This window comes from Ruegeria sp. YTSA075, assembly GCF_059610245.1.
The window spans coordinates 278,309-289,876 of sequence record NZ_JBXWNG010000003.1 but is presented as its reverse complement, the minus strand read 5'-3'; the positions used below and the strand labels follow the sequence as shown (position 1 = coordinate 289,876).

Sequence of the window (11,568 nt, the reverse complement as noted above, 5' to 3'; positions counted from 1 at the left end):
AGGTGTCCTCGTAGCCTGCTCAGGTCGGCAGGGGGGCGTCGCGTTTCAATTGGTCCATTACGATCTGGCTATGAACCCGTGCAACTGCAGGATGCGGCAGGATCACTTGATGAAGCAAGCTGTTGAGCGCAGATAGATCGTCGCAATAGACATGCAACAGGTAATCTGCCTCTCCGGTCATCGTCCAGGCGCTGGTGATTTCGGGGCGGGCATCGACCATGCGGGCAAAACTGGCCGATTGATCTGGCCCATGCGTGCCGAGATGGACCTGAACAAAGCCCTGCACTTGCAGGCCCAGCTTCAGCGGATCCAGCCGTGCGGTATAGCCGGTGATGTAACCTTCGGCCTCCAGCCGTTGGCGGCGGCGACCGGCCTGACTCGCAGACAGGTTAAGTACTTCGCCCAGTTGTTGGGCGGTCAGATGCGCATCGCGCTGGAGCGCGGCCAACAATCCGATATCGATATGATCCAGTGCTTGCGGCATTTCACCGTATTATTTCCAAATCGCGCGTGTTTTGCGCGTGTGAACATAGTTTATCTGAAAACAATGCGCAGAAACAGCGTTGTTTAAGACATATCTTGGAATCAGCAAAGAAATTCCTGTTTTCAAAGGAGACGCGCCATGGGTCCTTTCCCGCATAACGCCCCGAAATCCATCATCAGCGCAGAGAACCCGGCTGGAACCGACGGGTTCGAGTTCGTCGAATTCGCTCATCCCAACCCGCAGGAATTGCGGGATCTGTTTGCGACCATGGGCTATGACCTTGTTGCCCGTCACAAGAAAAAACCCCTAATCGAGCTGTGGCAGCAAGGGGACGTGACTTATATCCTCAATGCCGATCCTGAGAGTTTTGCCGCAAAGTTTGTCGCCGAACACGGCCCCTGTGCGCCTGCAATGGGCTGGCGGGTTGTCGATGCGCAGCAGGCGTATGAGCATGCGGTTTCAAAAGGGGCCGAACCCTATGATGGCGCGGACAAAACCATGGATGTACCCGCGATCAAAGGGATTGGCGGGTCGCTGATCTACTTCATCGATCAGTATTACGACACATCGCCCTACAACCAGGAATTCGAATGGATCAAGGAATCCAAACCACGCGGTGATGGGTTCTACTACCTCGACCACCTGACTCATAACGTTTTTAAGGGCAATATGGACAAGTGGTTCAAGTTTTATGGCGACTTGTTCAATTTCCGCGAAATCCGGTTCTTTGATATTCAGGGCAAGTTCACGGGGCTTTATAGCCGCGCGTTGACCTCGCCTTGCGGCCGTATCCGTATACCGATCAACGAAGATCGCGGCGAAACGGGCCAGATCGTCTCGTACCTCAAGAAGTACAAGGGCGAAGGTATCCAGCATATCGCGGTGGGCAGCGAGGATATCTATGCCTCGACCGACGCGATTGCAGAGAAGGGGCTAAAGTTCATGCCAGGCCCGAACCAATCCTACTATGATATGTCAAAGGACCGCGTGAAAGATCATGACGAGCCGCTGGATCGGATGATTAAGCACGGCATCCTGATCGATGGCGAAGGCGTGGTGGATGGCGGTGAGACGCGGATTTTGCTGCAAATCTTTTCGAAAACCGTGATCGGCCCTATCTTTTTCGAATTCATTCAGCGCAAAGGCGATGATGGGTTTGGTGAGGGGAATTTTCAGGCCCTGTTCGAATCCATCGAACGCGAGCAGATCGAAAGCGGCGAGATTACAGCGGCTTAATCCGCTTCGAAAACACGCTTTACCCAAGTCATTCGGGCGCGCCAGTTTCTCTTGCGAAGAGAGGCGTTGCTGGAGTGATTAAGGCTTTAATGCCTGCGCGCAGCGATCATCCACGCGGCATTTTGAGGGACACGTTGCGACCCTTCTTTTGATATAGCAACTCACTGTCGCTGATTGCGACGACCTTGCCGCCGTCGACCCGGTCACCCACTTTCAGTTTCTTGTATCGTCCGCTGGGCAAGCGCACCAAGGCGCGCCGGTTGGCTGGTGTGCCGTAGACCCCGATCAGGTTCAGGCGGCGCAGGTTGATCGCGTTGTCGATGGTCGCCTGCCGCGCCACCGATGCAGTCGTGGGGATCTTGGGGGCAACTGTTTTGGGCTCGAAGGTTTCGGCCTCGCCAGCGTTCTGATCCAGCCCGGCGGTCGATCCCAGATTGGTCGCCGGCGCGGCCGCTGCAGTCCGAACCAGCCCTGCAGGGCGTGCCTTGGGACGCGGAACAAGGACAACGGCCAGGGCAGTTGGGGTATCATCTACCTCGGGGCTGGCTTGTAGCGAAGCGGGGCGTTGCTTGGGCCGCAACACGGACAGTTCTTGCAGCGATCTGCCGCCCAGTTGCTGACGTTCGAATTGATCTTGCAGGTTCTCAGGACGGGGTTTGGGCCGTATTCCGGCCAGGCGCGAGGTCTTTTCTTCGACCACCGGTTCTTCTTCGAACCGCAAAGGTACGGCAGGCGGCACAGATGAGGGGCGGCCCTGATAGACCAGCACGCCATTAGGGTTCAGTGTGCCTTCGGGGGATGGGGTGACAAGCCCGCGCTCATCCAGGTCAAACCCGGGGATGGAGGCGCGCGCCAGAGCGGGCAAATCAAAAGGTTGATCTGTTTCAAAACTTGCTGACGGTGCAAGGGCCACCGCGTCGTTGGAGAAATCGGATTTGTCCACCGAAGCCAAATACAGATCGTCCGGTTCAACGGCTACCGGTTCTGCGGGCTGCACCGGCGCGGTTTTAGCAACACCGGTGACGATTTCGGCAGGCAGGGCCGTCTCGGTTTCCTGCGCAACGTCCTCGACCGGGGTGGGTTCTACCTTCAACGCCTCAAGGATCGCCGCATCGGTCGCAGACAAGGCGGGTTGGTCTTCGGGTGTCGCCTCGGGCGCAGGTTCGGCAGCTGTCACCTGAACATCTTCTGGCGCGGGTTCGATCGCAGGTTCCGTGTTTTCTGCCTCAGGTGCTTCGGGCAGCGCGTCTGCCGCCAGATCAGCGGCCAGTTCGGCTTCGGGTGATGTGGTTTCAGGTTCCACATCCACCTCGGCCACGATCTCCTCTTCCGGCGATCCGAGCAGTAACCACGTTCCAATCGCCAGGGCCAATAGACCCGCCGCTGCGACAGCAGGCAGGGCAAATTTTTTGAGGTCCGCGCCGGTGCTCGCTGAGTCACCCGGCGATGGCGCAGGCGCACGAAACGCATCCGGGGCGGCGGTTTCCGCTATGGCGTGAACTTTGGGTGCTGACGGATCGGCGTCTTCTTTGGGTTCCGGCTTTGCTGGGGGTGGGCCGACCTCTGGTACAGTAACCGCAGCAGCTACCGGCGGTTCGGTGTCCAGATCAAACACCGGCGCGCCGGGGTACTCGTCTTCACCGGGCTCTGCGGTATAGGCGACGGGGACGAATCCGTGCTCGGTGGTAAAGCTATGCGCTTCGTTCAAGGTCTGGCGTGCCACTGCCGCCCCATAGACCAGTCCATTTTTGGTGATCGAGGCAAAACTCAGTTCATCGCGCTCATATGGAGTGGCATCGACCAATGCGTCCTGCACCAGCTGCGCGTTTTCATCAGCAGACAGACCATCCGATGGAATCGACAGATACCGGATCTGATCCGCCGGGATGACCACATTGCAACTCAGGTCGTTTTCCAGCGCAAAACCCTGATCCCGCAGCGCCTGTATCTGCCCGTTCAGGTCATCTGTATCCAGCGTTACAGTACCGATCTCGTACCACTCACCTTCGGACAGGTGGTGCAACGAAATACCGGTTGCAGAAAAAGATAGCGTAAAGGCGGGTTTCATATTCCCGGAGAACCATAACTATATCATCAGCGCAAACGATCACACGCTTGCAGAGTGACAGTAGAGCAGGAACCCGCCGAGGGAAAGAAAAACGCGAACTCTCCCCTTGTATGGCAAAGCCCTGCCAACCCATGTTGAACAGTAGTAAATTGGAGGGATGACCTTGAAGACATTCGCTTTTCTGGCCGCCATGATGGCCGCAACTGCCGCTGGTATCGCCCATGCGGAAGAACGTCGCATTAGCGTGGTTGGCACAGGCACGGTAGTAAGCTTGCCTGATATGGCCACAATCACGTTGGGTGTATCCAACAAGGACAAAGTAGCATCAGACGCGATGCGGGCAACCTCAGATACGGTGGCGCAAGTTCTCTCAAGACTAACCGAAATGGGGCTAGAGCCGCGGGATGTGCAAACGCGTGATCTATCGCTGTCTCCGATTTGGTCCAACGGACGTGATCATGAGAACTCCACGCGTGAGATCGTTGGGTTTGTGGCGTCCAACCGGGTGTTTGTCCGTGTGCGTGACTTGGATAAGCTTGGGCAGATCATGGACGCTGTCATCACGGATGGGGCGAATGATTTCGGTGGGCTAAGTTTCTCGGTGCAGGACCCTAAACCGCTACAAGCCAAAGCCCGCGCTGAAGCAGTGAAAGATGCTCGTGAAAAAGCCGAACAATTGGCAACGGCCGCTGGAATAGAGTTGGGTGAAGTTCTATTGATCACCGATAACTCCAGAGATGGCAGACCAGTCGCTCAAGCGTTTCAACGAGCGGTGGCGGAAGCCAGCAGCGTCCCTGTAGCCGAAGGGGAAGTCTCTGTCTCTGTCAGCGTCTCGATGGAGTTTGAAATCTCTGAATAAACTCAGCCGTCGGCGCGGGCCATCAGCTTCTGTTTCTGTTGGCCCGTCGCGTCGAAATTGTCGGGCGATAGCCAGGCCTCGAATGCGTCCCGGATGCGGGGCCATTCACTGTCGAGAATGGAAAACCACGCCGTATCCCGGTTGCGCCCTTTGTAATGGGTCGCCTGGCGGAATATCCCTTCGTAGGTAAAGCCGAGACGCCGCGCCGCCGTACATGAGGGCGCGTTCAGCGCATCGCATTTCCATTCGTAGCGGCGATAACCCAACTCGTCGAAGACGCGTTTCATCATCAAATACATGATTTCGGTGGATTGCGGTTTGCGTTGGAGAAGCGGCGAGAAATGGATATGCCCAACCTCGATCGCACCTGAAGCCGGTTCAATCCGCAGATAGGAAGCCATGCCCACCGGAACCTCATTTGCATCCAGAACCGTATGGAACATCGGATCCGCATCCATGCAGGTGGCGCGCGCCCAGGTTTCAAACGACTGTTCCGATTCAAATGGACCGTAGGGCAGGTAGGTCCAATTTCGGTGATCAGCGTCATTGGCAAACGCCCGGAACAATCCGGGCGCATGCCTGTTCACATCCAGCGGCACGACCGAGCAATACTGACCCTCCATCGGGGTATAGGGCGGCGTGGGGCGCGGGAACTCACCCGCGACCGGCCGTCCGATGGGTTGACCAAGCGCGTTTGTGTCGTGCCCGCTCATGATTTATGCGCTGGCTTTGGCCAAAGCCTGATCCAAATCGGCGATCAGGTCGTTGGCATCCTCGATCCCGATGGAAACGCGCACAACGTTGGGCCCGGCGCCTGCGGCCTCTTGCTGTTCGGGGGTCAACTGGCGGTGCGTGGTCGAGGCCGAGTGGATGATCAGCGAGCGCGCATCGCCGAGGTTTGCAACGTGGCTGAAGATCTCCAAAGCGTTGACAAGTTTGATACAGGCGTCGTAGCCACCCTTGACCGCAAAGGTGAACAGGGCACCGGCGCCGCGCGGATACTGCGCTTTGACCCGGTCGTGATAGGGCGACGAGGGCAGGCCCGCATAGGTCACGTAGTCGACCCGATCATCCGCTTCGAGCCAGGCGGCGATCTTCTGGGCGTTCTCAACATGACGCTCCATCCGCAGCGACAGCGTCTCAATCCCCATCAGCGTGTAATGGGCCGCTTGCGGGTTCATCGTCATACCCAGATCGCGCAGACCGATGGCGATGCCGTGGAAGGTGAAGGCCAGCGGGCCAAACGTCTCATGGAACTTCAACCCGTGATAGGCAGGCTCGGGTTGGCTGAGCGAGGGGAATTTGTCATTCGCCGACCAGTCGAACGTGCCCGAATCCACGATGCAGCCGCCGGTGACAGTACCATTGCCGGTCAGGTACTTTGTGGTCGAATGTACCACCAGTGTCGCGCCGTGTTCGATCGGGCGGCACAGGTAAGGGGTGGCCGAGGTGTTGTCGACGATCAGCGGAATGCCCGCCGCATCGGCAACATCCGCAAGCGACCGGATATCAGTCACGTAGCCGCCTGGGTTGGCGATGGATTCGCAGAACACCGCGCGGGTGTTTTCGTCGATGGCGTCCTTCACGGCGTCCAGATCGTCGGTATCAACAAACTTGGCCGACCAGCCAAAGCGTTTGATCGTCTGGCTGAACTGGGTGACAGTGCCGCCGTACAAACGGGTCGAAGCAACCACATTGCAGCCCGGCTCCATCAGCGGGAACAGCGCCATGATCTGCGCCGCGTGGCCCGAAGAACAGCAGACCGCCCCAACACCACCTTCCAGCGTCGCAACACGTTCTTGCAGTACGGCAATCGTCGGGTTGGTCAGGCGTGAATAGATAAAGCCGACCTCTTGTAGGTTGAACAGGGCGGCTGCATGATCCGCATCGCGAAAGACATAGGCGGTAGTTTGATAGATCGGAGTCTGGCGCGCACCGGTTGCCGGATCAGGGCGTGCACCCGCGTGAATCTGCAGCGTGTCAAATCCATAGGTAGGGCCGTCGGACATCGTAAACTCTCCTGTCGAAATAGAACTTGCGAAATCTGTAGGACATTGCCCGCCGTCACACAACGCCGCTTTTAGCGCATCCACAGGCCTTGCGCTTTGATCCGGTTGCGAATGGCCTGTTCGCGGCTTGGCAGCGCGTTACGGTCGAACAGGTCCCGGATTTTCTGACCCTTGCCTTGAATCACAAGCTTTTTGATCGGATCATATTGCTTGAGCACCTTCTTGACCTTGTTCGGGGCCACGACGGTTTCCAGAACATCGATCACATGATCGTCCTCGCGGGCATAAAGCAGCGGGAACAGGCGATAATGGCAGCTGACCGAGCCATCCAGCAACCCGTCAGGCAAGGCATCGCGCCCACCGCCGAAAGAGTGGATCACAAGGGGCAGAGCGGCCTGATCCAGCCAGGGATCAAGGTTCTGCCCGACCAGTTCCGGGATGTGCTCATCTCGGATGGTGCGCGCATAGTCCAGGAAGCGTTCGCCAAATTGACGCGGGCATTTGTAGAAGAAATAGCCTGCGTTGAAATACAGATACCGACGCCAGTGTCCCTGTGGTTGGCTGATATCAATCGAGCTTTCGAAATCCAGTTCAAAACGGCGATAAAGCGCAGACCAGATGCCCTCATACCCCGGGCCATAAAGCGTGGGCTTGGGCCATGTGCCTTCGACCTTCAGCGAAGCGCCGGGGCGATTAAAATCAAACGGAACGCTGCCTAGATCGCCGGTGATCAGGGTATCTGTATCAAAGAAAACAAAGGGTTCGCCTTCGGGCAGGGCCAAAAGCGCTTCGATCTTGTTCCCGTTAGGATAGCTTTCCCCGAAGACATGATTGTCAAAAGGCAGGATTTCCGCATCAAGTTGATCTAGGGCCTTTAGGACGTCTTGATCCTGAATGGTGGGGTTCTGGTTCCAGCGCGAGCCAGGGTTGGGTGTGGCTACAAACAGACGCCCTTTGAAATCGGGCGCGGAATGGCGCAGCGAGGCGGCGAACAGGACCGCCTCATATTGCAGGCGGTTGTTCTGACCAATGATGACAATATTGAAGTCTTGCGAAGCTGCCCGCATCTGTGCCTGTCCTAAACATGCGTTGATCTCACGCATCTGTGTTTCGGCTTACAGCAACCGGGGTAGGGCGTCAAAAGTCGTTTGTGGGGCGCGGGGTGTCAAATGCCGGCTTCAGTTACAGCATTTCAGCGTGTCAATTCCGCCTAGTTTGCCGTCAAAACCCGCGAAAACGCCGATATTTCACACGAAATCTCGTGCAAAATCAGAATTTTGACCATTTGATAAATTTTACCAATTGATAAAATTTTGATTTGTGGCAAGCTGTGCTCATAACAAACATATCTACAGGGAGTAGAGCGATGGCACAGGGCCAGATGGCACCCGGGATCGTTTCCGGGCGGCTTTCCAGCGATGAACTGACATCGAATTTTTCGGATCTGCATCCGCCTTTGGCCCCGCATGAGGCTGCCGTGGCCGCAGATCGCTGCTATTTTTGCTATGACGCGCCATGCGTTACGGCCTGTCCGACGGATATCGATATTCCGTTGTTCATCCGCCAAATACAGGCGGGCCAGCCGCAATCGGCGGGAAAGACCATTCTGGATCAGAACATTCTGGGCGGTATGTGCGCTCGTGTCTGCCCGACCGAGACACTGTGCGAAGAGGCCTGTGTGCGTGAAGCCGCCGAAGGCAAACCGGTTGAGATCGGGCGGCTTCAGCGTTTTGCAACTGATGATGTGATGGCCTCGGGCGATCATCCTTTTGAGCGCGCGCCTGCGACCGGCAAGACAATTGCCGTTGTGGGGGCGGGGCCTGCGGGTCTGGCTTGTGCGCATCGGCTGGCGATGCTGGGTCATGACGTGGTGATCCACGAAGGCAAACCCAAGCCGGGCGGTCTGAACGAATACGGGATTGCGGCCTATAAATCGACCAATGATTTTGCGCAGGCCGAGGTCGACTGGCTGCTGAAAATCGGTGGTATCTCGATTGAAACGGGATCAGCCTTGGGCAATGGCGTCTCGATGGAGGGTTTGCAGCAAAACTATGATGCTGTGTTCCTGTCTATTGGTCTTGCCGGCGTCAACGCGCTGAGGGCGCAGGGCTCTGATAAGGACGGTGTCTTGCACGCGGTCGATTTCATCTCGGACGTGCGACAGGCGTCGGATCTTGCGAATCTGCCGGTTGGTCGGAATGTGGTTGTGATCGGCGGCGGTATGACTGCTGTTGATGCGGCGGTGAAGTCGAAACTGCTGGGCGCCGAGCATGTCACGATTGCGTATCGCCGAGGGCGTAACGCGATGGGGGCCAGCCGCTATGAACAAGACTTGGCCGCCTCGCATGGCGTGCGGATCATGACCAATGTTCAGCCTGTTGCTGTGCATGGCAACGGCGCGGCAGTTGAGATTGAGCTTGAATATACGTCAAGCCAGAACGGTCAGCTGACCGGAACCGGCGAGACCATTCGCCTGCCCGCCGATCAGGTGCTCAAGGCCATCGGTCAAACTCTGGATGGCGCGCCCGAAGGGCTGAAGCTGGACGGCAACAAGATCGCTGTCAGCGGTGCTGGACGTACTTCCATGCCCGGCGTCTGGGCGGGCGGCGACTGCGCTGCGGGAGGCGAAGACCTGACCGTGACTGCGGTGGCCGAGGGCCGGGATGCGGCGATGGACATCCACGCGAGCCTGATTTCGTGATAGGGTGAGGTATTGAATTCATCCCATTCGCTGAGGTACCGTTATGTCCCAAATCGAAGACGCAGTTGCCCAACATTACACCACTGGCGCCCTGACGGATCGCGTGCGCGATGCGCTGAAAGCTAGCGGCGTGGATCCGGACGCGGCCACCGCCGCCGACCTGAAAGCCGGAGACGAGTTCCACACCGGCGGGGTTTTGGCCACCGATCACCTGTTTGATCAATTGTCGCTGACCCACGCAACGCGGGTGCTGGATGTAGGCTGCGGGATTGGCGGAACGTCGCGCTATGTGGTGGATCGCTATGACGCGACAGTAACGGGGGTCGACCTGACGCCCGAATTTGTCGAGACAGCAGAGGCGCTGAGCGAGATTGTTGGGCATTCCAACAAAGTCTCGTTCCATGTGGGCAGTGCTTTGGACATGCCTGTCCCGGATGCCGGGTTCGATCTGGCGGTGATGTTGCATGTGGGCATGAATATCGAAGACAAGGCCGGGCTGTTTGCCGAGGTCTCGCGCGCTTTGGCATCTGACGGACGCTTTGCCCTGTTCGATGTGATGTCCGGAGAAACAGCCGAGCCGCTGGCGTTCCCTCTGCCCTGGTCAAGCGTGGCCGAGACATCCTTCGTCGACGCGCCTGAGGTCTACAAGGACGCAGCCGCAGCGGCGGGGCTTGAGCTGGAGACCGAGACCGACCGTACCCAATTCGCGATTAAGTTCTTCGAGGACGTCTTTGCAAAGATCGCCGAAACCGGTCCCGCGCCGCTGGGCATCCACCTGATGATGGGCGAGACGGCGCCCGAGAAGTTCCAAAACTACGTCGCGAACCTGCATGCCGGGCGAATCCGCCCGACTGAGATGATTTTCAAGAAAACCGGCTGAGGAGCCGGAAAGGAGTACCCATGGCTGACCTGACGACAGACTTTCTGGGCATTTCCAGCCCCAATCCATTCTGGCTGGCCTCGGCCCCACCAACTGACAAGGAATACAACGTCCGCCGTGCCTTTGAGGCCGGTTGGGGCGGTGTCGTCTGGAAAACACTGGGTTCTGAGGGCCCTCCGGTGGTGAATGTGAATGGCCCGCGCTATGGTGCGATCTACGGTGCGGACCGGCGGTTGCTGGGGCTGAACAACATCGAACTGATCACCGACCGGCCACTTGAGGTAAACCTCGAGGAAATGGCCCGCGTGAAAGCCGATTACCCGGATCGCGCTCTGATCGCTTCGATCATGGTGCCGTGTGAGGAGGGCGCGTGGAAAGCAATCCTGCCGCGCGTGGCTGAGACTGGTGCAGATGGAATCGAATTGAACTTTGGCTGCCCGCACGGAATGAGCGAGCGGGGCATGGGAGCGGCGGTCGGGCAGGTGCCGGAATACATCGAAATGGTCACCCGTTGGTGCAAAATGTATTACGACCGCCCGGTGATCGTGAAGCTGACGCCGAACATCACCGACATCCGCAAACCCGCGGCCGCGGCCAGGAATGGCGGTGCGGATGCGGTGTCACTGATCAACACGATCAACTCGATCACCAGTGTCAATCTGGACACGTTCAGCCCTGAACCCTCGATTGATGGCAAGGGCAGCCACGGCGGGTATTGCGGTCCGGCGGTGAAGCCGATTGCCCTGTCTATGGTTTCAGAAATTGCGCGGGATGCGGAAACGCATGGCCTGCCCATATCCGGCATCGGTGGCGTCACCACATGGCGGGACGCGGCAGAGTTCATATCGCTCGGCTGCGGCAACGTGCAGGTCTGCACAGCGGCCATGACTTATGGCTTCAAGATCATCGATGAACTGACGGCCGGCTTGTCCAAATGGATGGACGAGAAAGGTTATTCCAACGTCTCGGAAGTTGTTGGTCGCGCGGTCCCCAACGTAACCGATTGGCAGTATCTGAACCTGAATTACATTGCCAAGGCAAAGATCGATCAGGACCAGTGCATCAAATGCGGTCGCTGCTATGCCGCCTGTGAAGACACCAGCCACCAGGCCATCGCGATGTCACCGGACCGGGTGTTCGAGGTGATCGACGAAGAATGCGTGGCCTGTAACCTCTGCGTCGATGTCTGCCCGGTCGAGGGCTGTATCTCGATGGAACCGATGGCAGCCGGAGAGGTTGATCCGCGTACCGGACGCGAAGTTCAGCCGGATTATGCAAACTGGACAACGCATCCCAACAATCCGATGGCCAAGGCTGCGGAATGAGGTGGT

The 11,568-nt window shown here is 57.8% G+C and carries 10 protein-coding genes; 5 read left to right on the top strand and 5 right to left on the bottom strand.

Translation table 11 applies throughout. The features are described from left to right. Positions 1–19: 19 nt before the first annotated feature. Positions 20–484: an Lrp/AsnC family transcriptional regulator gene (locus AC2FGE_RS07455; RefSeq protein ID WP_496818579.1), complete on the bottom strand. Its 465-nt coding sequence runs from the start codon at positions 482–484 to the stop codon at positions 20–22. Positions 485–622: 138 nt separating this feature from the next. Here AC2FGE_RS07455 and hppD point away from each other — a divergent pair, with 138 nt between their 5' ends. Continuing rightward, positions 623–1,720 (top strand): 4-hydroxyphenylpyruvate dioxygenase, encoded by a 1,098-nt coding sequence (gene hppD / locus AC2FGE_RS07450; RefSeq protein WP_496818578.1) that lies wholly within the window; start codon positions 623–625, stop codon positions 1,718–1,720. A 106-nt stretch (positions 1,721–1,826) separates the two neighbouring features. Here the strand turns inward: hppD and AC2FGE_RS07445 are convergent, their stop codons facing one another. Next, the gene (locus AC2FGE_RS07445; RefSeq protein WP_496818577.1) at positions 1,827–3,788 is read right to left on the bottom strand and encodes a hypothetical protein; all 1,962 of its coding nucleotides are present in this window, start codon (positions 3,786–3,788) and stop codon (positions 1,827–1,829) included. A gap of 157 nt (positions 3,789–3,945) precedes the next feature. On the opposite strand from AC2FGE_RS07445, the gene AC2FGE_RS07440 reads away from it, so the two are divergent. Further along, positions 3,946–4,647 (top strand): SIMPL domain-containing protein, encoded by a 702-nt coding sequence (locus AC2FGE_RS07440; RefSeq protein WP_496818576.1) that lies wholly within the window; start codon positions 3,946–3,948, stop codon positions 4,645–4,647. A 2-nt stretch (positions 4,648–4,649) separates the two neighbouring features. Here the strand turns inward: AC2FGE_RS07440 and AC2FGE_RS07435 are convergent, their stop codons facing one another. From AC2FGE_RS07435 to AC2FGE_RS07425, 3 genes are all read right to left on the bottom strand, one after another. Continuing rightward, positions 4,650–5,360, bottom strand: coding sequence for a GNAT family N-acetyltransferase (locus AC2FGE_RS07435; protein WP_496818575.1), 711 nt, complete (start codon positions 5,358–5,360; stop codon positions 4,650–4,652). Positions 5,361–5,363: 3 nt separating this feature from the next. Further along, positions 5,364–6,656 carry an O-acetylhomoserine aminocarboxypropyltransferase/cysteine synthase family protein gene (locus tag AC2FGE_RS07430; protein ID WP_496818574.1) on the bottom strand — a complete coding sequence of 431 codons (1,293 nt, stop codon included), beginning with the start codon at positions 6,654–6,656 and terminating at the stop codon, positions 5,364–5,366. Between the two features lie 71 nt (positions 6,657–6,727). Beyond that, a complete protein-coding gene (locus AC2FGE_RS07425; RefSeq protein WP_496818573.1) occupies positions 6,728–7,759 on the bottom strand; it encodes a GT-B fold glycosyltransferase domain-containing protein in 1,032 nt (343 codons plus the stop codon). A 263-nt stretch (positions 7,760–8,022) separates the two neighbouring features. On the opposite strand from AC2FGE_RS07425, the gene AC2FGE_RS07420 reads away from it, so the two are divergent. From AC2FGE_RS07420 to preA, 3 genes are read left to right on the top strand one after another with little or no spacing between them, the layout of a single operon-like run. Beyond that, positions 8,023–9,357 (top strand): NAD(P)-dependent oxidoreductase, encoded by a 1,335-nt coding sequence (locus AC2FGE_RS07420; RefSeq protein WP_496818572.1) that lies wholly within the window; start codon positions 8,023–8,025, stop codon positions 9,355–9,357. 43 nt (positions 9,358–9,400) lie between these two features. Then, on the top strand, positions 9,401–10,237 hold the full coding sequence (locus AC2FGE_RS07415) for a class I SAM-dependent methyltransferase (RefSeq protein ID WP_496818571.1): 837 nt from the start codon (positions 9,401–9,403) through the stop codon (positions 10,235–10,237). Positions 10,238–10,257: 20 nt separating this feature from the next. Continuing rightward, positions 10,258–11,562 carry an NAD-dependent dihydropyrimidine dehydrogenase subunit PreA gene (gene preA / locus AC2FGE_RS07410; protein WP_496818569.1) on the top strand — a complete coding sequence of 435 codons (1,305 nt, stop codon included), beginning with the start codon at positions 10,258–10,260 and terminating at the stop codon, positions 11,560–11,562. Positions 11,563–11,568 lie beyond the last annotated feature (6 nt).

Bases quoted from the DNA above. Each gene is read 5' to 3' on its own strand.
- AC2FGE_RS07455 (WP_496818579.1), bottom strand. From the start codon at position 484: ATGCCGCAAGCACTGGATCATATCGATATCGGATTGTTGGCCGCGCTC.
- hppD (WP_496818578.1), top strand. From the start codon at position 623: ATGGGTCCTTTCCCGCATAACGCCCCGAAATCCATCATCAGCGCAGAG.
- AC2FGE_RS07445 (WP_496818577.1), bottom strand. From the start codon at position 3,788: ATGAAACCCGCCTTTACGCTATCTTTTTCTGCAACCGGTATTTCGTTG.
- AC2FGE_RS07440 (WP_496818576.1), top strand. From the start codon at position 3,946: ATGACCTTGAAGACATTCGCTTTTCTGGCCGCCATGATGGCCGCAACT.
- AC2FGE_RS07435 (WP_496818575.1), bottom strand. From the start codon at position 5,360: ATGAGCGGGCACGACACAAACGCGCTTGGTCAACCCATCGGACGGCCG.
- AC2FGE_RS07430 (WP_496818574.1), bottom strand. From the start codon at position 6,656: ATGTCCGACGGCCCTACCTATGGATTTGACACGCTGCAGATTCACGCG.
- AC2FGE_RS07425 (WP_496818573.1), bottom strand. From the start codon at position 7,759: ATGCGTGAGATCAACGCATGTTTAGGACAGGCACAGATGCGGGCAGCT.
- AC2FGE_RS07420 (WP_496818572.1), top strand. From the start codon at position 8,023: ATGGCACAGGGCCAGATGGCACCCGGGATCGTTTCCGGGCGGCTTTCC.
- AC2FGE_RS07415 (WP_496818571.1), top strand. From the start codon at position 9,401: ATGTCCCAAATCGAAGACGCAGTTGCCCAACATTACACCACTGGCGCC.
- preA (WP_496818569.1), top strand. From the start codon at position 10,258: ATGGCTGACCTGACGACAGACTTTCTGGGCATTTCCAGCCCCAATCCA.